The sequence below is a fragment of the Micrococcus sp. EWR3.9.1 genome (genome assembly GCF_052615555.1).
This window is the reverse complement of record NZ_JBQXFD010000013.1, coordinates 37,769-63,071: the sequence shown is the minus strand read 5'-3', so window position 1 is coordinate 63,071 and position 25,303 is coordinate 37,769. Positions and strand designations below refer to the sequence as shown.

22 protein-coding genes are annotated in these 25,303 nt (G+C 74.0%); 7 read left to right on the top strand and 15 right to left on the bottom strand.

All coding sequences use genetic code 11. The annotated features are described in order from the left end of the window. Window positions 1-29: 29 nt before the first annotated feature. Window positions 30-1,094, top strand: coding sequence for a MauE/DoxX family redox-associated membrane protein (locus ACUJ8O_RS08930; RefSeq protein ID WP_445373322.1), 1,065 nt, complete (start codon window positions 30-32; stop codon window positions 1,092-1,094). Further along, window positions 1,091-4,747 (top strand): transcription-repair coupling factor, encoded by a 3,657-nt coding sequence (gene mfd / locus ACUJ8O_RS08925; protein WP_206495927.1) that lies wholly within the window; start codon window positions 1,091-1,093, stop codon window positions 4,745-4,747. The genes ACUJ8O_RS08930 and mfd overlap by 4 nt, the downstream gene beginning before the upstream one ends. Before the next feature lie 6 nt (window positions 4,748-4,753). Here mfd and ACUJ8O_RS08920 read toward each other — a convergent pair whose 3' ends face one another. The 9 genes from ACUJ8O_RS08920 to ACUJ8O_RS08880 form a co-directional block, all read right to left on the bottom strand. Continuing rightward, on the bottom strand, window positions 4,754-5,086 hold the full coding sequence (locus tag ACUJ8O_RS08920; RefSeq protein ID WP_216881429.1) for a PqqD family protein: 333 nt from the start codon (window positions 5,084-5,086) through the stop codon (window positions 4,754-4,756). Continuing rightward, entirely contained in the window at window positions 5,076-5,963 is an 888-nt protein-coding gene (locus tag ACUJ8O_RS08915; protein ID WP_371506609.1) for a nucleotidyltransferase family protein, read from the bottom strand. Before ACUJ8O_RS08915 ends, ACUJ8O_RS08920 begins: the two co-directional genes overlap by 11 nt. Before the next feature lie 423 nt (window positions 5,964-6,386). Further along, window positions 6,387-6,536, bottom strand: coding sequence for a hypothetical protein (locus tag ACUJ8O_RS08910; RefSeq protein WP_371506610.1), 150 nt, complete (start codon window positions 6,534-6,536; stop codon window positions 6,387-6,389). A gap of 58 nt (window positions 6,537-6,594) precedes the next feature. Then, a complete protein-coding gene (locus ACUJ8O_RS08905; RefSeq protein WP_145951426.1) occupies window positions 6,595-7,470 on the bottom strand; it encodes an arsenate-mycothiol transferase ArsC in 876 nt (291 codons plus the stop codon). Beyond that, window positions 7,467-8,534 carry an acyltransferase family protein gene (locus ACUJ8O_RS08900; protein ID WP_145951425.1) on the bottom strand — a complete coding sequence of 356 codons (1,068 nt, stop codon included), beginning with the start codon at window positions 8,532-8,534 and terminating at the stop codon, window positions 7,467-7,469. Before ACUJ8O_RS08900 ends, ACUJ8O_RS08905 begins: the two co-directional genes overlap by 4 nt. Before the next feature lie 78 nt (window positions 8,535-8,612). Continuing rightward, window positions 8,613-8,918 (bottom strand): hypothetical protein, encoded by a 306-nt coding sequence (locus tag ACUJ8O_RS08895; RefSeq protein WP_063188792.1) that lies wholly within the window; start codon window positions 8,916-8,918, stop codon window positions 8,613-8,615. 58 nt (window positions 8,919-8,976) lie between these two features. Further along, entirely contained in the window at window positions 8,977-9,666 is a 690-nt protein-coding gene (gene deoC / locus ACUJ8O_RS08890) for a deoxyribose-phosphate aldolase (RefSeq protein WP_036340586.1), read from the bottom strand. Window positions 9,667-9,686: 20 nt separating this feature from the next. Beyond that, window positions 9,687-11,417 carry a phospho-sugar mutase gene (locus ACUJ8O_RS08885; RefSeq protein WP_063188790.1) on the bottom strand — a complete coding sequence of 577 codons (1,731 nt, stop codon included), beginning with the start codon at window positions 11,415-11,417 and terminating at the stop codon, window positions 9,687-9,689. Next, on the bottom strand, window positions 11,417-12,262 hold the full coding sequence (locus ACUJ8O_RS08880) for a purine-nucleoside phosphorylase (RefSeq protein WP_044659714.1): 846 nt from the start codon (window positions 12,260-12,262) through the stop codon (window positions 11,417-11,419). The genes ACUJ8O_RS08885 and ACUJ8O_RS08880 overlap by 1 nt, the downstream gene beginning before the upstream one ends. A gap of 64 nt (window positions 12,263-12,326) precedes the next feature. Here ACUJ8O_RS08880 and ACUJ8O_RS08875 point away from each other — a divergent pair, with 64 nt between their 5' ends. Continuing rightward, window positions 12,327-13,766, top strand: a complete 1,440-nt coding sequence (locus ACUJ8O_RS08875) for an NAD(P)H-quinone dehydrogenase (RefSeq protein ID WP_186315064.1) — start codon at window positions 12,327-12,329, stop codon at window positions 13,764-13,766. A gap of 116 nt (window positions 13,767-13,882) precedes the next feature. On the opposite strand, the gene ACUJ8O_RS08870 is transcribed toward ACUJ8O_RS08875, so the two are convergent. The 6 genes from ACUJ8O_RS08870 to ACUJ8O_RS08845 form a co-directional block, all read right to left on the bottom strand. After that, window positions 13,883-15,319, bottom strand: a complete 1,437-nt coding sequence (locus ACUJ8O_RS08870) for an MFS transporter (protein WP_445373321.1) — start codon at window positions 15,317-15,319, stop codon at window positions 13,883-13,885. A gap of 171 nt (window positions 15,320-15,490) precedes the next feature. Beyond that, window positions 15,491-17,347 (bottom strand): acetyl/propionyl/methylcrotonyl-CoA carboxylase subunit alpha, encoded by a 1,857-nt coding sequence (locus ACUJ8O_RS08865; protein ID WP_036340595.1) that lies wholly within the window; start codon window positions 17,345-17,347, stop codon window positions 15,491-15,493. Window positions 17,348-17,511: 164 nt separating this feature from the next. After that, window positions 17,512-18,207 carry a Maf family protein gene (locus tag ACUJ8O_RS08860; RefSeq protein ID WP_036340598.1) on the bottom strand — a complete coding sequence of 232 codons (696 nt, stop codon included), beginning with the start codon at window positions 18,205-18,207 and terminating at the stop codon, window positions 17,512-17,514. After that, window positions 18,204-19,892 (bottom strand): DUF885 domain-containing protein, encoded by a 1,689-nt coding sequence (locus ACUJ8O_RS08855; protein ID WP_036317347.1) that lies wholly within the window; start codon window positions 19,890-19,892, stop codon window positions 18,204-18,206. The genes ACUJ8O_RS08860 and ACUJ8O_RS08855 overlap by 4 nt, the downstream gene beginning before the upstream one ends. A gap of 35 nt (window positions 19,893-19,927) precedes the next feature. Continuing rightward, window positions 19,928-20,221 carry a hypothetical protein gene (locus tag ACUJ8O_RS08850; RefSeq protein ID WP_235187762.1) on the bottom strand — a complete coding sequence of 98 codons (294 nt, stop codon included), beginning with the start codon at window positions 20,219-20,221 and terminating at the stop codon, window positions 19,928-19,930. Continuing rightward, a complete protein-coding gene (locus ACUJ8O_RS08845; RefSeq protein ID WP_002854382.1) occupies window positions 20,218-21,801 on the bottom strand; it encodes an acyl-CoA carboxylase subunit beta in 1,584 nt (527 codons plus the stop codon). The genes ACUJ8O_RS08850 and ACUJ8O_RS08845 overlap by 4 nt, the downstream gene beginning before the upstream one ends. A 189-nt stretch (window positions 21,802-21,990) precedes the next feature. Between ACUJ8O_RS08845 and ACUJ8O_RS08840 the strand changes: the two genes are divergently transcribed. The 4 genes from ACUJ8O_RS08840 to ACUJ8O_RS08825 are packed head-to-tail and all read left to right on the top strand — an operon-like array spanning window position 21,991 to window position 25,291. Beyond that, window positions 21,991-22,827: a biotin--[acetyl-CoA-carboxylase] ligase gene (locus tag ACUJ8O_RS08840; RefSeq protein ID WP_129866985.1), complete on the top strand. Its 837-nt coding sequence runs from the start codon at window positions 21,991-21,993 to the stop codon at window positions 22,825-22,827. 30 nt (window positions 22,828-22,857) lie between these two features. Beyond that, entirely contained in the window at window positions 22,858-23,385 is a 528-nt protein-coding gene (locus ACUJ8O_RS08835) for a PH domain-containing protein (RefSeq protein WP_158184623.1), read from the top strand. Then, window positions 23,382-24,521 carry an adenylate/guanylate cyclase domain-containing protein gene (locus ACUJ8O_RS08830; RefSeq protein ID WP_041103544.1) on the top strand — a complete coding sequence of 380 codons (1,140 nt, stop codon included), beginning with the start codon at window positions 23,382-23,384 and terminating at the stop codon, window positions 24,519-24,521. Before ACUJ8O_RS08835 ends, ACUJ8O_RS08830 begins: the two co-directional genes overlap by 4 nt. Window positions 24,522-24,532: 11 nt before the next feature. After that, window positions 24,533-25,291: a PP2C family protein-serine/threonine phosphatase gene (locus ACUJ8O_RS08825; RefSeq protein WP_336637549.1), complete on the top strand. Its 759-nt coding sequence runs from the start codon at window positions 24,533-24,535 to the stop codon at window positions 25,289-25,291. Window positions 25,292-25,303: the final 12 nt, after the last annotated feature.

Below are 25,303 nucleotides of genomic sequence, written 5' to 3'. Positions count from 1 at the left end.
TCGTGAACCCCCCGGAAGGTGTGTCCGCCATGTCGGCACTCTGGGCCGTGGCCCTCATCATGCTCCTGAGCGGGACGGTGAAGCTCCGTTCCGGCGAGGACGTGCAGGCCACGTTCACCCGACTCAGGGTGCCCCGCCCGTTCGCGGCCCCCGGCCTGGCGCGCGCGTTCCCCTGGCTCGAGCTGCTGCTCGCCGTCGCCCTCCTGCAGCCCTTCACCCTGTTGCGTCCCGTCGTCGGCCTGGTGGCCGTGGCCCTCTTCGTCGCCTTCCTCGCGCTCGTGGTCCGGGCCCAGGACGACGGCGTCTCGTGCGGCTGCTTCGGCGAGGCCTCGGCCGCCCCGATCTCCCGCACCACCGTGGTCCGCAACGTCGTCTTCCTGGCCCTCGCCGTCCTGGCCCTGGCCGAGGGGATCGTCTCGCTGGCGGTGCACGGCGCGGGCCTGGCCTGGCAGCCGCTCACCGCCTTCGGCGCCGGGGCGTGGGCGTGGGCCCTGCTCGTGTCCGTGCTGCTCGCGACCGCCGCGTTCCTGGCCGGGCGCGAGTCCGTCCCGGCGACGCCCGACGCCGCCCCGGCGACGCCCACGCCCGAGGCCCCGGCCGCCCTCGACCCGGCCGACGGCGCCGAACCCGAACGCCACCCGTTCCCGGACGCCGTCGTGGTCGCGGACGGCGAGTACACCGGTCTGCACCGGCTGGTCGCGGACGGGGCCGTGGTGGCCCTGCGCCTGTCCACGGGGTGCGGCTCCTGCGCGCGGGTGATCGAACGGCTGGACGAGTTCAAGGACGCACTCGGGCCGGTCCGGCTGCGGGTCCTCATGCCCCAGCACGCCCCCGGCGCCGAGGGGGCGATCCGCAGCGGCACCGTCGACGCGTCGCTCGTGCTCGCCGACCCGGCCGGCGCCGCCTCGCAGGCCCTCGGCCTGCACTCGTTCCCCACCGCGGTGCTGCTCGGCACGGACCGGCTCACCGCCGGCGGCCCGGTGGGCGGCGCCGACGACGTCCTCGCCTTCCTCGAAGAGATCCGGGAGATCATGACCACCGAACTGCCCGCCGCCACGGACGGCTCCACCGCCACCCCGGAGGTCCGCGCATGAGCGCCCCCGAGACCACCCCCGTCCTCGCCCCGCTGCTGCCGCGCCTGCGCGCCGAACGCGCGTTCGAGGCGGCCGCCGCCTCCGCCGCCCGGCCGCTCGAGTCCCGGGGCGTCGAACTGGAGATCGGCCTGCCCGACGGCGCCCGCGCGCCCCTGCTGACCGTCCTCGCCGAGGCGCTGGCCGAGGGCCACGGCGAGCGCGCCGCCGTCCTCGTGGTCACCGCGACCACCCGCGAGGCCGAGGACCTCGTGACCGACCTCGCCGCCTGGGCCCCCGCCGGCGCCGCCGCGCTGTTCCCGTCCTGGGAGACGCTGCCCCACGAGCGCCTGTCCCCGCGCTCGGACACCGTGGGCGCCCGCCTGGCCGTGCTGCGCCGCCTCGCACACCCCGAGGAGCACGCGGAGGGCCCGCTGCGCATCGTCGTCACCCCCGTGCGCGCCGTGCTGCAGCCCCTCGTGGCCGGGCTCGGCGAGCTGAGCCCGGTGACCCTGCGGACGGGGGAGGAGCGGGACTTCGACGGCGTGGTGGCCGCGCTCGCCGACGCCGCCTACTCGCGCGTGGACATGGTCAGCCGTCGCGGCGAGTTCGCCGTGCGCGGCGGGCTGATCGACGTGTTCCCGCCCACCGAGGACTACCCCGTGCGCATCGAGTTCTTCGGCGACGAGGTGGAACAGATGCGCTGGTTCTCCGTGGCGGACCAGCGATCCCTCGAGGACACCACGGAGGACGGCTCGGGCCACCCCTCCGAGCTGTACGCGCCCCCGTGCCGCGAGCTGCTGATCACGGACCACGTGCGCCGGCGCGCGAAGGAGCTGATCCCGGCCATGCCCGCCGCCGCGGACATGCTGGACCGGATCGCCGAGGGCGTGGCCGTGGAGGGCATGGAGTCCCTCTCCCCGCTGCTGGCCGAGGCCATGACGTCGCTGCCCCGCATGCTGCCCACCGGCTCGCTGACCGTCCTCGTGGAGCCCGAGCGCCTGCGCGGCCGCGCCGACGACCTGCTGGCGACCAACGAGGAGTTCCTCCAGGCCGCGTGGGCCGGTGCCGCGCAGGGAGCGGTCGCCCCGGTGGACGTGGCCGGGGCGGACCAGTCCGCCGCGGGCGGCTTCCTCACCGTGGCCGAACTCCGCGCGGCCGCCCTCGAGCAGGACCAGGGGTTCTGGTCCGTCACCGCGCTGGTCTCGGACGACGAGCTGCTGCCCGACGCCGCCACCCTGCGCGCCACCCTCGGCGTCCCGCAGACCTTCTCGGGCGACATCGAGGCCATGGTCGCGCACACCCGCGTCCGGCTCGCGGAAGGATGGCATGCCGTGGTCCTCACCGACGGCCCCGGCTCCGCCCGCCGTCTCGCCGAGCTCAACGCGGAGGCCGGCCTCACGGCCTCCGTGGTGGACGGGCCCCTGCCCGCCGACCTCGCCCCGGGGCGGGTCTCCATCGCGACGGCGCCCGTCGGCTCCGGCTTCACGATCCCGGACGCGCAGATCGCCCTGATCACGGAGCACGACCTCTTCGGCCGGCACCGCACCGCGGGCACGCGCGCCCCCGGAGCGCGGCTGGCCCGGAAGCGGCGCAACGCCGTCGACCCGCTGACCCTGCAGCCCGGCGACCACGTGGTGCACTCCCAGCACGGCATCGCCCGCTTCGTGGAGCTGCAGCGTCGCAAGGTCACCGGCGGCCCGCGCACCGCCCCCGGCGCCGAGGAGTCCTACCGCGAGTACCTCGTGCTCGAGTACGCGCCCTCGAAGCGCGGCGCCCCCGGCGACCGGCTGTTCGTGCCCACCGACCAGCTCGACCTGATCTCCTCCTACGTGGGCGGGGAGACGCCGTCGCTGTCCAAGATGGGCGGCTCGGACTGGGCGCAGACCAAGTCCAAGGCCAAGCGCGCCACCCGCGAGATCGCCGGCGAGCTCATCCGCCTGTACTCGGCCCGCATGGCCTCGCGCGGCCACGCGTTCGCCCCGGACACCCCGTGGCAGGGCGAGCTGGAGGAGGCGTTCCCGTTCATCGAGACGCCGGATCAGCTGACCACCATCGAGGACGTCAAGAAGGACATGGAGGCGGCCGTCCCCATGGACCGGCTCGTCTCCGGCGACGTCGGCTTCGGCAAGACCGAGGTGGCCGTGCGCGCCGCGTTCAAGGCGGTGCAGGACGGCAAGCAGGTGGCCGTCCTCGTCCCGACGACGCTGCTCGCCCGCCAGCACCACCAGACGTTCTCCGACCGGTTCGCCGGCTTCCCCGTGAAGGTGGCCGCGCTCTCCCGGTTCCAGACCGCCAAGGAGTCCAAGGAGGTCGTCGAGGGGCTCGCGCACGGCGAGGTGGACGTGGTGATCGGCACCCACCGGCTGCTCTCCGACCAGGTGCAGTTCAAGGACCTGGGCCTGGTGATCGTGGACGAGGAGCAGCGCTTCGGCGTCGAGCACAAGGAGGCGCTGAAGAAGATGCGCACCAACGTGGACGTGCTCGCCATGTCCGCCACGCCCATCCCGCGCACCCTCGAGATGTCCCTCACCGGCATCCGTGAGACCTCCACGCTGGCCACCGCCCCGGAGGAGCGCCACCCCGTGCTCACCTCGGTGGGCCCGTACTCGGACCAGCAGGTCACTGCGGCCATCCGCCGCGAGCTGATGCGCGAGGGTCAGGTGTTCTACGTGCACAACCGCGTCACCACCATCGACAAGGTGGCCAAGCGCATCGCCGAGCTCGTGCCGGAGGCGCGGATCGCCGTCGCCCACGGCAAGATGAGCGAGGCCCGGCTCGAGCAGATCATGGTGGACTTCTGGGAGCGGAAGTTCGACGTGCTCGTCTCCACCACGATCATCGAGACCGGCCTGGACATCGCCAACGCCAACACCCTGATCGTGGAGGACGCCCACCGCTACGGCCTCTCGCAGCTGCACCAGCTGCGCGGCCGCGTGGGCCGTGGCCGCGAGCGGGCGTACGCGTACTTCCTGTACGACCCGCAGAAGCCCCTGGGCGAGGTGGCCCTCGAACGCCTCAAGGCCGTGGCCACCCACAACGAGCTCGGCGCGGGCATGCAGCTGGCCATGAAGGACCTCGAGATCCGCGGCGCCGGCAACCTGCTGGGTGGGGAGCAGTCCGGCCACATCGCCGGCGTGGGCTTCGACCTGTATCTGCGGATGGTGGGCGAGGCCGTGGCCGACTTCAAGGGCGAGGAGGACACCGCGCCCGCCGAGGTGAAGGTGGAGCTGCCGGTCAACGCCCACCTGCCGCACGACTACGTGCCGGGGGAGCGGCTGCGCCTGGAGATGTACCGCAACCTCGCCCAGGCCGCGGACGACGCCGCCGTGGACGCCGTGGTGGAGGAGCTCAAGGACCGGTACGGCCCGCTGCCGGAGCCGGTGGAGGCGCTCGTCGCCGTCGCCCGGTTCCGCAACCGGGCGCGGGCCGCGGGCGTCACCGAGGTCATGCTGCTGGGGCAGAACGTGAAGTTCGGCCCCGCCGCGGACCTGCCGGAGTCCCGTCAGATGCGCCTGACCCGCATGTACAAGGGCGCCCAGGTCAAGCCGGCCCTGAACGGCGTCCTCATCCCGCGTCCCAAGACCAAGCCGGTCATGGGTCAGGATCTCGTGGACGTCCCGCTGCTCGAGTGGGCGCAGCAGGTGGTCGACGCGATCTTCGCGCCGGAGGGCTGAGCCGGGTCAGGCCGTCTGCACGCGGACGAGGACGCCGTGCACCTCGAGCATCTCGAGGAAGGCGTGGACGTCGGACGCGACGTCGGCGGGGGCGAGGCCGAACGCCTCCGCCACCTGGACCGTGACGTCCGTCGTCGACAGCGGCACCGGCGGATCCGCGATCAGGTCGTCCTCCGGGGTGCGGCCTCCCACGAGGACGTCCCAGATCACGTCGCCCGAGGCGCCCAACAGCAGCGGCTGACCGGCCTCGAGCGTCATGACGGCGGTCTGGCCGCCGGCGGTGCGGGCCCACGCGATGTCGGGGGCGAGCGCCCAGCCCTCGGTGGTCTCAACGGTCACGGCGCACCGCCTTCGTCCAGGCCCAGCCGGCGAGTGCGCCGAGCCGGGCGCGCTGCTCGCGCCACAGGTCTGCGCGGGTGACGGGTCGGCCCAGGCGCATCTGCAGATGGGGGCGGTTCACCGGGATCGTGCGGGCCACGAGGACGGCCCGCTCCCGCACCGTGGCGGCCGACCGCCACCGGGTGCGGAACAGCTCAAGACCGCTCTGGCTCTCGTGCAGCGCCGCGAAGAGGGTCAGCTGCCGGGAGTCGACGCCGTCGGCGGCCTCGCCCGTGGCGACGTGCCAGGCCGCACCCGCGTCCAGCCGGTGGGCTTCTTCGCGCAGGGCGGCCCAGCTCTCGGCGGGGAGGGACTCCCGGATGTGCCGGACGTCGAGGCCACCGCGGAACGGGTCGCGGGCCGCGTGGACGATCACGACGAGCCGCTGATGGCGCGGGCTCGGCACCGGAACGGACCGGCCGGCGATCACGAGGTGGATGTGCTCGCTCCACAGGGCGTCGAAGGTTGCCTCGGGGGACGCGCCGAGGCCGGGGAAGAGCCGATGCACGTCCACATACCCCAGCTGGTCATGCCAGAGCGTGGCCGCGTGCTGGAAGATCGACCCCTCAGAGAAGGTGGCGACCGGTTCCCAGCCGTGAGAGCGCAGGAGCGCGGTGACGGCGGCGGCATCGGCCGGATGGACCAGCAGGTCCACGTCCGAACTGCGGCGGTGCTCGGGGTAGACGCCGGGCTCGGTGGCGTAGCCCTTGAGATGCAGGCCGCGGATGCCGGCCCGGTCCAGCACATGCGTGATGCGGGCGTGAGCGAGGCGGATGCGGACCTCGAGGTCCAGGGACGGCGGGGCGGCCGGTCGCTGTCCCGTCGCTCGTTCTCCCATGGCCGCGAGCTTAGCCGACCCAAAGGAGGGCCCGGCGGTGACTGTGCCGGATGCCCGGTGCAAAGTTAAAGGGGGTTCAGGTGGATTCGTGGACTGACGGCGCGAGACCCGCACGCTCCCGGGTGCTCCGTGTTGACGTGCCATCCATGAACGCGTGGCAGGACTCGCGATGAGCTGCGCGACCTGTCTAGATCCACCTGCAGAGTTCCATTCTCATGTTCACCGAGCATGCCGTTCCCGGCGATCGTCCCCCTGCCGCAGGGCATCCCAGACCTGGACTGGTTGCGCTAATGGGCGCGGACCGCGGGCTTCATCGGTCTTGTTGACTGCATCGCCCGCGGTCGGCTCAGTCGCCGCTCGCTCTGGTGCGGACGCGGCGGTGGAAGGTGGCCCTGCTCGTCACCGCCGCGGTGTGCGTCTTCCTCACGGGCCCTGCACCTCCATGGCGGGCTTCGCGTGCGCCGTCCTGTGGCTCTGGTCGACGCCGCAGATGGGGGTGGCGTCGTGCTCGTCCTCGCTGTCCTCGGCGCCGACGCATTCTTTGGGCTGCGCCTGTTCAACGCCCGGCTGCACGCCCCCTCGCGTGCGGCAGTGGAGGCGGCGCCGTCCCCGAACTCTGACCGCCGGCCGGTCAGGCGCCCGTCGGCTCCTCCTCCACGAGGTCCCCGTCGAGGGCCCGGGCGATCTCCCACGCCAGCAGATCGACGATCGGCTGCGCGGTCTGCGCCATGGCGGCGTAGCCCTCGGCGGGGCCGCGGAACGGGTCCGGCAGATCCGCGTCCGGTCGCTCCCCGTGGGCGATCAGGCGGGAGCGCAGCTCCGCCAGCGCCGTGACGAGCGCGGTGACGCCCGCGCCCGGAGGGACCGCCGCGGCGAGCTCCTCGCCGTGGTCGCGCAGGAGGGTGCCCATGCCGAGGATCGTGAAGGTCCGGCGCACCGCCGCGGGGTCCTCGCGCAGCACCTCGTCCAGGTGGTCGTCCGTCGCGGTCAGGACGAGGTCCTGGTCGGCCAGCGAACGCCCGGTCAGCTGCTGCGGTCGATGCTGCGTCAACGCGGCGCGGACTCGGCGGCTCGGTGCGAGGTCGAGCAGCGGGCCGGGGACGGTCAGCGCCTGGTTCGGTTCCGTGCCCGCGCTCGTGACCTCCGCGCGGCCCCGGTCGCCCAGCAGGGCGTTGAGCTGCGCCTGCAGCGCGTACTCCACGTAGGCGGAGCGGCAGATGTTGCCCGTGCACACGACGAGGACGCGGGCGCTCGGCAGGGGGCCGGGGACACGGCCGGCCGGCGTCGCATGCTGCCGCGGCGCGGCGGGGTCGGCCGGGTGGGGGAGGAACGCCGGGCCGAGCCGGAACTCGGCGAGGCGATCCTCCCGCGCCGTGGCGGCCGCCGGGGCGCCGGCGTCACCGCCGTCACCCGCCGGGTGGCCGCCGTCGCGGGTCGGCACCTCGGGCTCCTCCGGCGTCGGCGGCAGGAACGGATTGCGGATCGGGGGGCGATGATCCCTGCTCATGGGTGTGTCCTCTCCGAGGCGGTCGTGACGCGCGGCAGCGCGGACGTGACGGGGTGCGGGGGCTCCACGCGTCGCAGGCGGTGCACCGGGTGCCAGCGGCGGCGCGCCCCCGTGAACGGCTTGGACAGGGGGGTGGCGAGCAGGGCGAGGCCTGCCAGCCAGCTGAGGGCGAGCGCGAGGGCGAACTTGACGGCGTTGTCCTCCACGCCGTGGCGCGTGACCCACATCAGCACCCAGCCGTGCAGCAGCACCACCACCGTGCCCGTCCGGACCAGGGCAGTGATGACGCGGCGCAGGGCCTGCCCCGTCCCGGTGCGTCGGGCGAAGGAGCGCAGCAGCCCCTCCACCGTGGAACCGAACACGAGCACCATCCCCGCGGACATCAGGACGCCCACGGCAGGGGTGAGCACCGGCGTGCCGAAGCCGCCGAACTTGATGTTGGGCGGCTCCAGGCCCAGCCGGACCGCGCCCAGCCCGAGCAGCACCAGGCCGACGCCGATGAGCGTCCGATGGCGCCGCACGTGCGGCTGGACGCGGCGGCGGAACGTCTCGCCGCTGAGGACGAACAGCAGGCAGGGCAGGGCCAGCCCGACGCCCAGTGGCGTGCGGGCGATCGCGGAGTCCGGCACGAAGTGGGCCCACGCCAGCCCGGCCAGGCCCACGGCCCAGGCGACGGCGGACGGGAAGCGCTCGAGGAATCGGCGCAGCACCGTGGTGAAGAACAGGACGGAGATGAACCAGAACGCCCACCACGGGGGCTCCTGGTCCGCGCCCCCGTACCAGCCGGTGATCATCAGGCGCCTCAGGAGGTCGGGGTCGTCGGCGAACCACGCGAACGCGGCCACGGACATGAGCGCCGCCCACACCAGGTACGGCACCATCAGGCTCCGGAAGCGGCCCCGCACGTCCGTGGCCCAGGGGCGGCCGCGCGTCCAGAAGTAGCCGGTGAGGAAGAAGAACAGCGGCATCCGCCAGATCTCCAGGTACCGGCTGAAGGTGAGGTCCGTCAGGTACGCGTGACCCAGCACCACCGCCGCGATGGAGACAAGCCGAAGGGCGTCCACCCCCGTGTTGCGGGTGGACGCCCTTCGGCGCGCGGCGGCCGGACGACCTGTGTCAGCGATCCTCGGCTCCGGGACGGCTCAGCGGTGCGCGGCGCCGGTCTCGACGGCGTGGGCGCCGGAGGCGGCGTGCTCGACGACGGGACGGGTGTGGATGGCGGTGGTGTCCACGGTGTCGCTGCGGCCCAGGAACGCCTTGGGGATCATGAAGGCCACAGTGGCCAGGGCCAGCGCGATCAGGCCGGGGATCCAGACCGACTCGAGCGTCCAGAAGCCCATGGCGTAGAGGCAGCCGAGGAACGCGCCGAAGGCGACGATGAAGGCGATCAGGGAACCCCAGACGCCGCCCACGTTGGAGTGGTCGATGGCCTTGCCGTTGCGGATCACGTGATGCTCCTTCGGTGCGGTCCCGGCCGGGGCGGACGCCCGGCCGAAGTGATGCGAGTCAGTCGGATCCCAGGATAGCAAGCGCGGAGCTGGCCCCGATCCGGGTGGCGCCGGCCTCGATCATCGCCAGGGCGTCCGCGCGGGTGCGCACCCCGCCGGAGGCCTTCACGCCGATGCGCTCGCCCACGGTGCGGCGCATCAGCGCGACGTGCTCGACGGTGGCGCCCGCGGTGGAGAAGCCCGTGGAGGTCTTCACGAAGTCCGCCCCGGCCTCGACCGCGGCCTCGCAGGCCAGGACGATCGCGTCGTCGTCCAGCAGGGCGGTCTCCACGATCACCTTGAGCAGCGCCCCGCCGTCGCCTGCGGGGCCGTCCGCGTGCGCGGCCTCGGCCACGGCGCGGACGTCCGCGACGAGCCGGTCGCGGTCCCCGGCGCGGGCCGCGGCGACGTCGAGGACCATGTCCACCTCGTCCGCGCCGGCGTCGATCGCCTGCCGGGCCTCGAAGGCCTTGACCTCCGAGGCGTTGGCGCCGAGGGGGAAGCCGATCACGGTGCAGGTCAGCACGTCCGAGCCCGCGAGCTCGGCGGCCACCAGCGGCACCCACACGGGGTTGATGCAGACGCTCTTGACCCCGGCCTCGCGGGACTCGGCCACGAGGCGGCGCACGTCCGCCTCCGAGGTGTCGGCCTTCAGGGCGGTCGCGTCGATGTACTTCGCCAGCTCGGCGGTGGTGAGGGAGACGGTCATGTCCGCCAGCCTACCGAGGCTCAGCCGCCCACGAGGGCCGTCACCTCGGCGCGCAGCGCCTCGAGCCGCTCGGCGGCCGCGGCCGGGTCGGCGTCCCGGGTGCCGAGGTAGCACTTGAGCTTCGGCTCGGTGCCGGAGGGGCGCACGAGGACGCGGGTGCCGGAGTCGGTGGCGAACAGCAGCGCGTCCGTGGGCGGCAGCCCGTCCCCGCCGGCGGCCAGGTCCCGGCGCACGGTGACCGGCTCGCCCGCGAGCGTGGCCGGCGCCTGCTGACGCAGGGCCGTCATGGTGCGGGCGATCAGGGACAGGTCCGCCACGCGGACCGAGACCTGGGCGCTGGGCATGGCGCCGGTGACCGCGTCGACGTCGGCCAGGGCGTCCATCAGGCCGCGTCCCTGCGCCGTGAGGGCGGCGGCCAGCTCCGCGGCCATGAGGGCGGCCGTGATGCCGTCCTTGTCCCGCACCATGTCCGGGTCCACGCAGTAGCCGAGGGCCTCCTCGTAGCCGAAGCCGAGGTCCGGGGCGCGGGAGATCCACTTGAAGCCGGTCAGCGTGACGTGGTGCGTCACCCCGTTCGCCTCCGCCAGGGCGGCCAGCTGCGGGGAGGAGACCACGGAGTTCGCGGCGCTGCGGCCGGCCGCGTGCAGGGCCGGCATCGCGTGCGCGCCCAGCAGCGTCCCGACGGCGTCGCCCGAGAGCATCCGCCACGTGCGGACGCCGTGCGCGTCGGTGACGGGCGCGGCCAGGGCCAGGCGGTCGGCGTCGGGGTCGTTGGCGATCACCAGGTCCGCGTCCACCTCGGCGGCCAGGGCGAGGGCGAGGTCCATCGCCCCCGGCTCCTCCGGGTTGGGGAACGCGACCGTGGGGAAGGCCGGGTCCGGGGCGGCCTGCTCGGCCACCACGTGGACGGGGCCGAAGCCGGCGTCCTCGAGCAGGCCCGGGACCACGGCGCCGCCCACCCCGTGCAGGGGCGTGTAGACCACGCGCAGGTCGCGGTGGCCGTGCCGGTCGTCGTCGAGCACGCCGAGGGCCGCCGCGCGGTAGGCCTCCAGCAGGTCCGGCCCGGCCACGGTCCAGCCGTCGTCGGCGAGCGGGATGTCCGCGGTCCACGCCGCGTGGTCGATGCGGGCGGCGATCTGCGCGTCCGCGGGGGAGACGATCTGCGCCCCCCGACCCGCCTCGTCCGTGAGCCGCCCGCCGAGGTAGACCTTGTAGCCGTTGTCCGCGGGCGGGTTGTGGCTGGCGGTGACCATCACGCCCGCGTCCGCGCTGAGATGGCGCACCGCGAAGGCGAGGACCGGCGTCGGCAGCGCCTCTGGCAGCAGGACGGTCTGCACGCCCGCGGCCGTCAGGACGGCGGCCGTGTCCGCGGCGAAGGCGGCCGAACCGCGCCGCGCGTCGTACCCGACGACGGCCAGCGGCGGGGCCGCGTCCCGCCCGACGCCGTCCCACAGGTGGGCGGCCAGACCCGCCGCGGTGCGGCGCACCACGAGCCGGTTCATGCGGGACTCGCCCGGGCCCTCCTCGGCGCGCAGGCCGGCGGTGCCGAAGGCGAGCGGCCCGGCGAAGCGGTCGGCGAGCGCCGCCCGGGCGGCCGCGGCCTCCGGGCCGACGCCGGCGGCCGCGTCGAGCTCGGCGCGCAGGGTGTCCCGGTGCGCGGGGTCGGGGTCCTCCGCCGCCCACCGCTCAGCCCGGGCGAGGACGTCCTCCGGGAGCGCGGCGACGTCGTCGTGCGGGGGATGCGCGGGCATCAGAGCCGCCCCACGATGTCCGCGAGCAGGCGCGCGATGCGCGGGCCGGCGGCCTGACCGGCCTCCACGACCTCGGCGTGGGACAGCGGCGTCTCCGAGATGCCGGCGCCGAGGTTGGTCACCAGCGAGATGCCGAACACCTCCAGCCCGGCGTGACGGGCCGCGATCGCGTCCAGTGCCGTGGACATGCCGACGAGATCGCCGCCGAGGGTGCGCGCCATCCGCACCTCGGCGGGGGTCTCGTACTGCGGGCCGGCGAACTGGACGTACACGCCCTCGCGCAGGGACGGGTCCACCTCACGGGCGATCGCACGCAGCCGCGGGGAGTAGAGGTCGGTCAGGTCCACGAACGTGGCGCCGACGAGCGGGGTGGCGCCGGTGAGGTTGATGTGGTCCGCGATCAGGACGGGGGTGCCCGGGGCGATCTCCGGGTCCAGGCCGCCGCAGCCGTTGGTCAGCACCACGGTGCGCGCCCCGGCGGCGGCGGCGGTGCGGACGGTGTGCGCCACGGCCTGGGCGTCGCGGGACTCATAGAAGTGCGTGCGCGAGCCGAAGACGAGGGCGTGCGTGCCGTCCGGCAGTCGGACCGAGCGGATCACCGCGTTGTGGCCGGGCACCTTCGGGGCGTGGAAGCCGGGCACCTCGGCCAGCGGCACGGCGGCGACCTCGTCGCCGATCAGGCCGGCGGCCTCGCCCCAGCCGGAGCCGAGGACGACGGCGACGCGGTGCTCCGCCACGCCCGTCGCCCGGGCGATGGTGTCGGCGGCCGCGCGGGCCTCGGCGAAGCCCGGATGGTCGCCGGTCAAGGGGGAGTCGGGGGAGGGGATGCTGGTCTGGTCGGTCACGTCGTGGAGTCTAGGCGGTGTCCCGTGAGCGCGGGCTAGGACTTTCCCGTCCGCGGCGGACACAATGGAGCCCGTGAGCGAGGAAAACAGCACCTTCATCCCGTCCCTGACCATCATCGGCGGCGGCCCCGGCGGCTACGAGGCCGCCATGGTGGCCGCGAAGCTGGGCGCCCGCGTGACCCTGGTCGAGCGCCAGGGGGTGGGCGGCGCGGCCGTCCTCACGGACGTGGTCCCCTCCAAGACGCTGATCGCCGCCGCCGACTCGATGCGCCGCGTGGGCGCCTCCGTTGACCTGGGCGTCGACCTCGGCGGGGGCGACGTCCACGCGGACATGGGCCGGGTCGGCCACCGCATCCTGAACCTGGCCCACGAGCAGTCCTCGGACATCCGCGCGGGCCTCGAGCGGGTCGGCGTCCGGGTGATCGACGGCGTGGGCCGCGTCGTCGGCCCCCACGAGGTGTCCGTCCGCGCCCTCGACGACGCCGACGCCGGCGCCGAGCCCGAGATCATCACCTCGGACGCGATCCTCGTGGCCGTCGGCGCGAGCCCCCGCGAGCTGCCCACCGCCGTCCCGGACGGCGAGCGGATCTTCAACTGGAAGCAGGTCTACAACCTCAAGGAGCTTCCCGAGCACCTGATCGTCGTGGGCTCCGGCGTCACCGGCGCCGAGTTCGCCTCGGCCTACAACCGCCTCGGCGCCAAGGTCACCCTCGTCTCCTCGCGCGACCGCGTGCTCCCCGGGGAGGACGCCGACGCCGCCGAGCTGCTCGAGAAGGTCTTCGAGGGCAACGGCCTCAGGGTGGTCTCCCGCTCCCGGGCCGAGTCCGTCGAGCGGACCGAGACCGGCGTGCGCGTGCACCTCTCCGGCGAGGGCGCCGAGGACACCCCGTCGATCGAGGGCTCCCACGCCCTCGTGGCCGTCGGCGGCGTGCCGAACACGGCGGGCCTCGGCCTCGACGACGTGGGCGTGAAGCTGACCGGCTCCGGCCACGTGCTCGTGGACGGCGTCTCCCGCACGTCCGTGCCGAGCATCTACGCGGCGGGCGACTGCACGGGCAAGCTCGCCCTCGCCTCGGTGGCGGCCATGCAGGGGCGCATCGCCGTCGCCCACCTGCTCGGCGACGCCCTCAAGCCGCTGCGCCCGCACCTGCTGGCCTCGAACATCTTCACCTCGCCGGAGATCGCCACCGTGGGCGTCACGCAGGCGCAGGTGGACTCCGGCCAGTACCAGGCGGACGTGCTGCGCCTGGACTTCCACACCAACCCTCGCGCCAAGATGTCCGGCGCGGAGGAGGGGTTCGTGAAGATCTTCGCGCGCCAGGGCTCCGGCACCGTGATCGGCGGTGTGGTGGTCTCGCCGCGCGCCTCCGAGCTGATCTACGCGCTCGCGCTCGCGGTCACGCACAAGCTGCACGTGGACGACCTCGCGGACACCTTCACCGTGTACCCGTCCATGTCCGGGTCGATCGCGGAGGCGGCGCGCCGCCTGCACGTGCGCATCTGACCCAGAGACGACTTTCGGTCGTGAGATAGGGCCTATCTCACGACCGAAAGCGTCCATTCCCCCGATGTCACGTTCGAAAGTGGGGGCGGGGGCCCCGGGCGGGGAACCGGGCGGGGTCAGCGTGCGGCGCGGCGCTCCCGGGCCGAGGTGACGGTGTCGAGGTCCGTGTGGCGGGTCTCGGGGGAGAGCACCAGCGCGATGACGGTGATCGCCGAGGCGGCGGCCAGGTAGTAGCCGACGTAGGAGACGTCGAACTTCTGCACCAGCCAGGCGGCGATGAACGGGGTCAGCGCCGCGCCGAGGATCGAGGACACGTTGTAGGCGATGCCGGAGCCGGTGTACCGCGTGTTCGTGGGGAACAGCTCAGGCAGCACCGCGGACATGGGCCCGAAGGTCAGACCCATGAGCGTCATGCCGGTGGCCAGGAACGTCAGCATCAGCGGCACGTTCAGCTCCGCGCCCACACCCATGTTCTCCGGTGCGAGCCACAGGCCGAATGAGAGGCCGAACAGCACCATGAGCACCGAGATCACGATCAGGGTGGGACGGCGGCCGAAGCGGTCCGCCAGCAGGCCGGAGACCGGCACGAACGCCGCGAAGAACAGGATGCCGACCAGCTGCAGCACGAGGAACTCGGCGTAGGGGACACCCAGGAAGCCGTTGGCCGGCTTGCCGATCGCGTAGGAGAGGATCCACGTGGTCATCAGGTAGAAGAGCACGTAGGTGGCGTACATGACGAAGGTGCCCAGGATCAGCTCCCACCAGTTGCGGCGGAACACCTCGCCCAGCGGCGCCTTCACACGCTGGTCGCGGTCGAGGGCGCGCTGGAAGACCGGGGTCTCCTCGAGCTTGACGCGGACGTAGAGGCCCACGGCCACCATCACGATCGAGAGCAGGAACGGCACGCGCCACACCCACGTGAGGAACGGGCCGTCGAGCACCGGGCTCGTGGAGTCGTGGCTGAAGCCGAGCACGAGCGCGAGGAACAGGCCGTTGGCCAGCAGGAAGCCGATCGGCGCGCCGAGCTGCGGCCACATGGCCGCCTGCGCGCGCTTGCCGTCCTTGGCATACTCGGTGGCCAGCAGGGCGGCGCCGGACCATTCGCCGCCGAGCCCCAGGCCCTGGAAGAAGCGCAGCAGCGTCAGCATGGCCGGCGCCCACAGGCCGATCTGGTAGTACGTGGGCAGCAGGCCGATGAGGAACGTCGCGATGCCCATGGTCAGCAGCGAGCCGATGAGCGTGGTCTTGCGGCCCACGCGATCGCCCAGGTGGCCGAAGACGACGGCGCCCAGCGGCCGGGCGACGAACGCCGCGCCGAAGGTGGCCATGGAGGCCAGCAGGGCCGTGTTGTCGTCGCCGCCCGCGAAGAAGATCAGCGGGAACACCGAGACGGCGGCCGTGGCGTAGATGTAGAAGTCGTAGAACTCGATCGAGGTGCCCACGAGCGAGGCGATGATGACCCGCGAGCGGGGCACCTCCTCCGCAGTGGCGACCGCGTCCGACGTGAGATCGGTGGGGGCGCCCGGGTTCGCGGGCGGGGTGGAGTGGGACATGGTGTCTCCCTGGTATGACGGGCACAGGGGGTCGCGAACGACCACGATGTGAGACGAAGATGCGTGTCAGGTTAAGCCTCGTCACGCCGATCTGCGAGAGTCATGTCCCCGTCGTCCACCATGTGGAACCAGCCCACGACGCCGGCGCTCCCCGCCGTCGTCGCCGGCGGCTCACTCCGCGTCGGCGATGGTGGCGATCACCGTGCCGGCCGTGACCGTCTGGCCCGGCTCGACCTCGAGACCGCTGACCACGCCCGCGCGGTGGGCCGCGAGCGGCTGCTCCATCTTCATGGCCTCCACGACCACGATCAGGTCGCCCTCGGCCACGGTCTGGCCGTTCTCGGCGGCGACCTTCACCACGGTGCCCTGCATCGGGGCGGTCAGCGCGTCCGTGCTGACGGCCGCGGCCACCGGTGCGCCGCGCTTGCCGCGGGGCCGGCGTCGTCCCGCACCGGCCCGCTGGGCGGCGCCGGAGATCGTGTGCAGGGCCTCGCCCCACGTGGGCAGGGTGACGTCCACGCGCTTGCCGTTGACCTCCACGGTCACGGTGTGGCGTGCCTCGCGGGGGGCCGGCTCGGCCGGGGTGAGGGCGCTCGGCTCGATGTGGTTCGCGAACTCCGTCTCGATCCACCGGGTGTGCACCGAGAACGGCTCCTCCGAGCCGGCGATCTCGGGGGCGAAGGCGGGGTCGCGCACCACGGCGCGGTGGAAGGGCAGCACCGAGGGCATGCCGACGATCTCGGCCTCGCGCAGGGCGCGGGCGGCGCGCTGCAGGGCCTGGCGGCGGTCCGCGCCGGTGACGATCAGCTTGGCGACCATGGAGTCGAAGGCCCCGGACACGGTCTCGCCCTCCACCACGCCGGAGTCCACGCGCACGCCCGGGCCGCTGGGCATGCGGAACGTGGTGAGCCGGCCGGGGGCGGGCAGGAAGCTGCGGCCCGGGTCCTCGCCGTTGAGGCGGAACTCGATCGAGTGGCCGCGGGGCTGCGGGTCCGTGTAGCCGAGGGCCTCGCCGCGGGCCAGGCGGAACTGCTCGCGCACGAGGTCGATGCCGGTGATCTCCTCGGAGACCGGGTGCTCCACCTGCAGGCGCGTGTTCACCTCGAGGAAGGAGATGGTGCCGTCCTGGCCCACGAGGAACTCGCACGTGCCCGCGCCGACGTAGCCGGCCTCCTGCAGGATCGCCTTGGAGGACTCCACGAGGCGGGCGTTCTGCTCGTCCGTGAGGAACGGCGCCGGGGCCTCCTCCACGAGCTTCTGGTTGCGGCGCTGCAGCGAGCAGTCGCGGGTGGAGATCACGACGACGTCGCCGTGCACGTCCGCCAGGCACTGCGTCTCCACGTGGCGCGGCTTGTCCAGGAAGCGCTCCACGAAGCACTCGCCCCGGCCGAACGCGGCCACGGCCTCACGGACCGCGGACTCGTAGAACTCGGAGATCTCCTCGCGCGTGCGGGCCACCTTGATGCCGCGGCCGCCGCCGCCGTAGGCCGCCTTGATGGCCACCGGCAGGCCGAACTCGTCCGCGAACGCGACGACCTCCTCCGTGCCGGTCACGGGGGAGGTGGTGCCCGGCGCCAGCGGGGCGCCGACCTTGGTGGCCAGCTGGCGGGCCGAGACCTTGTCGCCCAGCCGGTCGATCGCCTCGGCGGGCGGGCCGATCCACACGAGGCCGGCGTCAGCCACGGCGCGCGCGAAGTCCGCGTTCTCGGAGAGGAAGCCGTAGCCGGGGTGTACGGCGTCCGCGCCCGCGCGCTCGGCGGCGTCGAGGATCTTGCCGATCACCAGATAGGAGTCGGCGGCGGTCTCCCCGCCGAGGGCCACGGCCTCGTCCGCGAGCGTCACGTGCAGGGCGTCCCGGTCCGGCTCGGCGTAGACGGCCACGGAGGTCAGCCCCTCGTCCTGGCAGGCCCGGATGATGCGCACGGCGATCTCGCCGCGGTTGGCGATCAGCACCCGGGAGAACCGGCGCTCCGCCGCGGGGTCGACGGGCGGGACGACCGAGGCCTGCGGTGCGTCGGCGATGCTCATGGGCGATGGACTCCTCGGACGATCACGGCTGGGGGTGCGGGCGCCACGTCCGGGGTCGTGCCCCTCACCCGGTGGGGCGAAAGGCGCGGGACGGCGCCGACTCTGACCAGCACCCTACTCGTTGTGGCGGAACCCTCCGAGGCACGCGGCCCTGTCGCGCCGGATCAGCGCTGCGCGTTGGAGGGTTCCCACAACCGGGTGAAGTCCTGGCCCAGGGCCGCCGCGGCCCGCCGCAGCCACGCCACGGACAGCCCGATCACCGCGTTGGGATCCCCGTCCACGCCGTCCACGAGGGCCGCGCCCGCGCCGTCCACCGTGAACGCGCCCGCGCAGTGCAGCGGCTCGCCCGTGGCCACGTAGGCCTGGATCTCGGCCTCGGTGACGGCGCCGAAGCGCACGACGGCGGACACCACGCCCGCCTCCGCGGCCATCCCGGACCCGACCCCGGGCTCCGGCAGCACCAGGCCCAGCCAATGGCCCGAATGCAGCACGCCCTCCCGGCCGGCCTGGGCGCGCCAGCGCTCGACGGCGACCTCGGGCTCGTAGGGCTTGCCGTGGGCGCGGCCCTCGAACTCGAACACGGAGTCGCAGCCGAGCACGAGCGTGGGGGCCTCGACGCCGGCGCCCGCCACACGGGCGGCCACATCGCGGCCCTTGGCCTCCGCCAGCAGGCCCGCCAGCTCCGCCGGCGACGGGTCGCCCGCCGCCGCGCCCACGGCCGCCTCGTCCACTCCCGAGACGACGACGCGGAACGGCACCCGCGCCCGGGTCAGGACCTCCGCCCGGCCGGGGGAGGCCGAGCCGAGCACCAGCCGCAGGCTCATGCCGGGGCCGGCCGCGCCGTCGTCGTGCGGGATCACGCGAGCGCCTCCCGCAGGGTGTCCAGGCCCATGCCGCCCAGGCGCAGGGCCCGGGTGTGGAAGGCCTTGAGGTCGAAGTCGGCGCCCTCGGCCTGCTCGTGCTCGGCGCGGATCTGCTCCCAGATGCGCTGGCCCACCTTGTACGCCGGCGCCTGCCCCGGCCAGCCGAGGTAGCGCGTGAACTCGAAGCGGCGCTGGCCCTCGGAGATCATCAGGTGCTTGGCCAGGAACGCGTAGCCCTTCTCCGGGGTCCACGCGCCGCCGCCCTCGGACTCGGGGGCGTCGAAGCCGCAGTGGTAGCCGATGTCGAACACGACGCGGGCCGCGCGCATGCGCTGCATGTCCAGCATGCCGAGGTGGTCGCCCGGGTCGTCGAGGAAGCCGAGCTCCTCCATGAGCTTCTCCGCATACAGCGCCCAGCCCTCGCCGTGGCCGGACGTCCAGCAGAAGCTGCGGCGCCACAGGTTGAGGTTCGCCCGGTTCATCATGGCGGTGGCGATCTGCAGGTGATGGCCCGGCACGCCCTCGTGGTAGACCGTGGTGGTCTCCGCCCACGTGGTGAACTCGTCCTCGCCCGGGGGCACGGACCACCACATGCGGCCGGGCCGGGAGAAGTCGTCCGAGGGGCCGGTGTAGTAGATGCCGCCCTCCTGGGTGGGGGCGATCATGCACTCGAGCCGGTCCATCGGGGCCGGGATCTCGAAGTGCTCCTTCATGGCCTCGACCGCGTCGTCGGAGAGCCGCTGCATCCATGTGCGCAGGGCCTCGGTGCCCTTCAGGGTGCGCTCCGGGTCCGCGTCCAGGATCGCGCGCGCCTCCTCGATCGTGGCGCCCGGCCGGATGCGCTCGGCGTCCGCCTGCTGCGCGGCGATGATGCGGGCCAGCTCCTCCTGGCCCCAGCGGTAGGTCTCCTCGAGGTCGATCTCGGCGCCGAGGAAGACGCGGGAGGCCAGCCGGTAGTACTCGATCCCGACGCCGTCCGCCTCCGGGGCGTGCGGGCGCAGCTCGGCCTCGAGCGTGTCCGCGAAGTCGCGGTAGGCCTGCGCGGCGGTGTCCGCGCCGGAGCGGATGCGGGCGGCCAGGGCGCCGTCCACGACGTCGGCTGCCTCGGCCCGCTCGACCAGGCCCGGGAAGAACCCGCCCGCGGCGCCGTGGGCGCGGGCCTGCTCCACCACGATGTCCACCTGGCGCACCGCGGCCACGTGGCCGGCGTCGCGGGAGGCGAGCAGGGACTCCGTGTAGCCGCGCAGGGCGGCCGGCAGGTTCTCGAGGCGGCCGGCGATGTGGCCCCACTGCTCCGCGGTGTCCGTGGGCATGAGGTCGAAGACCGCGCGGATGCCCTGGGCAGGGGAGGCGATGTTGTTCAGCTCGGTGCGGCCGGTCGCGTGGATCTCCCGCTCGAGGCCGATGCGCTCCTGCATAGCCGCCTTCGTGACGCGGTCCGTCTCGTCCTGCGGCTCGAGCGCGGCCAAGTCCTCGAGCAGGCGGGCGTTGAGCTCGTCGTCGGCGCGGGCGCCGGCGGGGGAGAAGTCCGTGTACTCGGTCTCTCGGCCCGGGAAGCCGAGCTCGGTGGCGGTGTCCGGATGCAGGGCGAGGAGGTCGGTCACGTAGCGCTCGGCGAGCGCGTCGATGGCGGACGGGGTGCGGGCGCCGTCGACGGCGGCCTCAGGGGTGTGCTGGGTCATACCGGCACTCTAGGCGCTGGCGCCCGCGTCCCGGCTCACTGCGGGCCCGCGCCCTGACGCCACTGACCGCGGCCGGGCCGGGCCCACAGGCCCAGGTCGCCGCGACGGCGGAGCGTGCGGTCCAGGGGGCGGGGGTCGGCGGCCTCGGCGGCGAGCCGGGCGGCTTCGGCCCGGGCCGCGGCGGCCGCCTCGAGGACGGCGGCCAGTGCGGCCATCTCCTCCGGCTCCAACTCCGGGCCGCTGAGCTGCAGCGGGTCGGCCGACGGCGGCGTGGCCTGCGTCGACTCGTCGTTCTCGTCCGGGGCGCCCGGGCCCAGCAGGGCGCTCACAGCGGCATGTTCCCGTGCTTCTTGGCGGGGCGGGCCTCGCGCTTGTGCAGGGTGGCGCGCAGGGCGCGGATGAGCTGGCCGCGGGTGGCGTGCGGGGGCACCACGGCGTCCACGTAGCCCAGCTCGGCGGCCTGGTATGGGTTGAGCAGCTCGGCCTCGTAGTCGGCCACGATCTCGGCCCGGCGCGCGTCGACGTCGCCGCCCGCCTCCGCCGTCGCCTTCAGGTCGCGCCGGTACAGGATGTTCACGGCGCCCTGGGCGCCCATCACGCCGATCTGGGCGCTCGGCCAGGCCAGGTTCAGGTCCGCGCCGAGCTTCTTGGAGCCCATCACGATGTACGCGCCGCCGAAGGCCTTGCGCGTGATCACGGTCAGCTTCGGCACGGTGGCCTCGGCGTAGGCGTAGATCAGCTTGGCGCCGCGGCGGATGATGCCGTTGAACTCCTGGTCCGTGCCGGGCAGGAACCCGGGCACGTCCACGAGGGTGATGATCGGGATGTTGAACGCGTCGCAGAAGCGCACGAACCGCGCGGCCTTCTCCGAGGCGGCGATGTCCAGGGTGCCGGCGAACTGCATCGGCTGGTTCGCGACGACGCCCACGCTCATGCCGTCCAGGCGGGCCAGGCCGGTGATCACGTTGGGCGCATACAGCTCCTGCAGCTGCAGCAGGTGGCCCTCGTCCACGATCGAGGCGATGACCTCGAGCATGTCGTAGGGCTGGTGGGCGGAGTCCGGGACGATCTCGTCCAGGGCGAGGTCCTCGTCCGTGGGCTCCGGGTCCGCGGCCTCGAAGGTCGGGGCCTCCGCGAGGTTGTTGGAGGGCAGCAGCTCGAGCAGCTCCTGCACGTAGGCGATCGCGTCCTCCTCCGAGGAGGCCATGTAGTGGGCGGTGCCGGAGGTGGCGTTGTGCGAGCGGGCGCCGCCGAGGGTCTCCATGTCCACGTCCTCGCCCGTGACGGTCTTGATCACGTCCGGGCCGGTGATGAACATGTGCGAGGTCTGGTCCACCATCACCACGACGTCCGTCAGCGCCGGCGAATAGGCCGCGCCGCCGGCGGAGGGGCCCATGATCAGCGAGATCTGCGGGATCATGCCCGAGGCCAGGACGTTGTTCCGGAAGATGTCCGCGAACTGGGCGAGGGAGGCCACGCCCTCCTGGATGCGCGCGCCGCCGCCGTCGAGGATGCCGATCACGGGGCAGCCGTTGCGCGCGGCGAACTCCTGGACCTTCACGATCTTCTGGCCGTTGCGCTCGGACAGCGAGCCGCCGAACACGGTGAAGTCCTGCGAGTAGACGGCCACCTGGCGCCCGTCCACGGTGCCGAAGCCGGACACCAGGCCGTCGCCGGCCGGATGCTTGGCGTCCATGCCGAACGCGGTGGTGCGGTGCACGGCCAGCGCGTCCAGCTCCACGAAGGAGCCCTCGTCCAGGAGGAGGTCGATCCGCTCGCGCGCGGTGTGCTTGCCGCGAGCGTGCTGGCGCTCGACGGCGTCCGGGCCGCCGGGCGCGGCCGTCGCCTCGAGCCGCCGATGCAGGTCGGCCAGCCGGCCGGCCGTGGTGGTCAGGTCGGGATCGGTCACACGTCCTCCTTGTGGTGGTCCGCCAGATGCGGAGGCTCAGTCGGCCAGTGTACGGGCCGCCGCGGACGCCCACGGTTGGAGGAAGCCCACAAACGGCGAGGACGTCGGCCCGGACTGCCCGTCCGCGCGCCCCGGCGGCGGATCGGCCCGCCCAGCCCGCCCCCGGGGACGCCGTGTATATCTAGGGGCATGCACCCCGACGACGCCCCCACACCGGACCTGACCTGGCTGGACTCCGCCGGCTCCACGCAGGATGAGCTCCTCGCGCGGCTGGACCGCGAGGGGCACCGGCACGGTGCGGCCGTGGCCACCGCGGACCAGCGGGCCGGCCGGGGTCGGCACTCCCGGGTGTGGAGCGCCGCGCCGGGGGCGGCGCTCGCCCTGTCCGTGTACCTGCGTCCCGAGTCCGGCGGGGTGCCGGTCTCTCCGGCCCACCTGAGCTGGCTCTCGCTCGTCGCCTCCGCCACGGTCGCCGAGCGCCTCGCGGCCCGGGGCGTCCCGACGCACGTGAAGTGGCCGAACGACGTGCTCGCCACGGACGGGCGCAAGCTGTGCGGCGTGCTGGCCACGGTGGCGCTGTCCTCGGATGGCAAGGGGCCCGGCGTCGCCGTCGGGATGGGCGTGAACCTGGACCACCACGGGGCCGCCCCGGTGGACACCGCCACGGACCTGGCGGAGTGGATCGGCGCGGACGCCGTGCCCGCGCCCCGGGACCTCGCGGTCGAGCTGCGTGACGCCGTCGTGGCGGCCGTGGACCGCTTCGCCGCGGGCGTGGCGGGGCAGACGGCGCCCGTGGACGGGCGTCACCCCGCCGTGGCGGCCGTGGCGGACCGGCTCTCCACGCTGGGCCGCGCGGTGCGCGCCGAGCTGCCCGGCGGCGGCGTGCTGGAGGGCACGGCCGTGGGCCTCGGCCCCGGCGGCACCCTGCGGGTGAGGCACGTCACACCGGATCGTGGCACAATCGAGACCGAGGTCAGTGCGGGGGACGTGGCCCACCTGCGTGGAGACGTCCATCGCGGCGCATGACACATCCGTCCCGGTCAGGAGGTGACCGCCGTGCGACTCGAGCCCGGTGAGCAGGTGATGGTGCGCACCCGCACCCACCCGCGTGCGCTGCTGCGCCCCGCCGCGGTCCTCGTGGCCGTCGCGTTCCTGCTCGGCCTGGCCGTCGGCGTGCTCGCACGCCCCGACCTGCCCGGGATCGTCGCCGCGAACCGCGCCGTGCTCGAGGCGGTCGCGTGGGTGGTCGCGGCGCTCGTCCTGCTCCCCGGCACCATCCGCCCGCTGTGGCGCTGGGTCTTCCGGCGCACCGTGCTCACCGACCGCCGCATCCTCCAGGGCGCCGGCGTCGGCGGCTCCGGTGCCGCCATGCCGCTCGTGTCCATCGCCGACGTGCAGCGGCGCCGCCGCGGCTCGGGTGCCGGAGACCTGCACATCCTCTTCCAGGAGCCCGCCCGCCAGGTCCACTGGCGGCTGCGCGACGTCCCCGAGGCCGCGCGCTTCGAGGAGGCCCTGGCCCACCTCACCCGCCAGGCCCGCACCGCAACCTGGCCCGCCCCCGTCCCGACAGGAGACCTCCGATGAGCCGTCCGGAGACACCGGACACCGCACCGCTGCCGATCGTCCCGTCGGCCGAGGACGAGACCGCCCGCGACGTCGAGGAGCGCTCCGCCCAGCCCGCCGGCTGGACGAGCGCGATGCGCACGCTCGACGCCGGCCTGGTGGTGGGCCCGCGCGCCTACACCTCGCGGGAGGTGGCGCAGCGCCTCGGCGTCTCGATGGCCTCCGCCCGGAAGATCTGGCGTGCGCTGGGCTATCCGACGTCGCCGGAGGGGCACAAGGCCTTCACCGAGGCGGACATCGAGGCGTTCGAGTCCGTGCTCACGCTCGTACGCTCGGGGACGCTGAACGAGGACACCGCCATCTCGCTGGCCCGCTCGATCGGGCAGATGACGGACCGCATGGTGGTGTGGCAGATCGAGGCGCTCGTGGAGGACAAGATCGCCTCCGAGGGCCTGACGGACCCGGAGGCACGGCGGGCCGTCGTCGACATGCTCCCGGACATGGTCGGACCGCTCGAGAAGGCCATGCGGATCGTCTATCGGCGCCAGCTCAACCGCGCCGTCCAGCGCCTGACCGTGCGCGTGGAGGCCGGGCTGGCGGCCAGCGCCCAGGGCCGCGACGGCTCCGAGTCGGATGCGCCGCTGCCGCTGGCCCGCGCCGTCGGCTTCGCGGACATGGTCTCCTACACGACGCTCTCCCGGACCATGGACGACCGGACGCTGGCCCGCATGGTGCTGCGCTTCGAGTCCCTCGCCGCGGAGACCATCTCGGCCGGCGGCGGCTGGCTCGTGAAGACCATCGGCGACGAGGTCATGTTCAACGCCGAGACCCCCGAGGCCGGCGCCGCGATCGCGCTCTCCCTGGCCGAGACCATCGCCGCGGACGAGGAGCTGCCCTCGGCGCGCGTCGCCCTGACATGGGGACGGGTGCTCTCCCGCATGGGGGACATCTACGGGCCCACCGTGAACCTCGCCGCGCGGCTGACGTCCCTGGCCGATCCGGGTACCGTGCTCGTGGACGCCATGACCGCTGCGGCCCTGTCCCGGGACGAGCGCTTCGTGCTCGTCCCGCAGCCGCCCAGGATCGTCCGCGGGTTCGGAGAGGTCCGCCCCTCCCTGCTCTTGGACGGGTCGGCCCAGACCCTGCTCGCCGACTGATCGAGGACCCCGTGGACCCCCGCCCCGAGACCCCGTCCGCGCCGCGGCCCCAGGCCGCGGGCGCCACCCACGTGGGCGCCGTCCGCGACCTGAACGAGGACGCGTGGACCCTCGTCGGGGAGCCGCTGGTGCTCGCCGCCGTGGCCGACGGCATGGGCGGGCACGAGGCCGGCGAGGTGGCCTCGGCCGCCGCGATCGAGACCCTGCGCCGCCGCGCCCCCGAGGTGCTCGCCCCGGGCACGGCCCACACGCCCCAGGAGCTCGGCCACCTGATCCACGAGGCGGACGCCGCCGTCGTCGAGGCCGGGCTGGGGCGCTCCGGCACCACCCTGACCGTCCTGGCCTGCCTGGACACGGAGCGCGGCCGCTGGGCCGTGGCGAACGTCGGCGACTCCCGGGTGTACCTGCGGCCCGTCGGCTCGCCGGTGCTCCAGCAGCTCACGGTGGACCACTCGGCGGTGCAGATGCTCGTCGACGCGGGGGAGCTCACCCCCGCCGAAGCCCGCGTCCACCCGCGCCGCAACGTCATCACCCGCGCGCTCGGCTCGCGCGAGGCGCTCACGGTGGACGTCGACGAGGTCCCCCTCGCCTCCGGGGACCTCGTCCTGCTGTGCAGCGACGGCCTGACCGGCGAGCTGCTGGACGAGGAGATCCGCGCGCTGATCGACGACGCCGACACCCTCGAGGACGCCCTCGAGAAGCTCATCGGCGCCGCCCTGTGGCGCGGCGGCCGGGACAACATCACGGCGGTGCTCGTGCGCATCCCCTGACCCGGGTGCGCC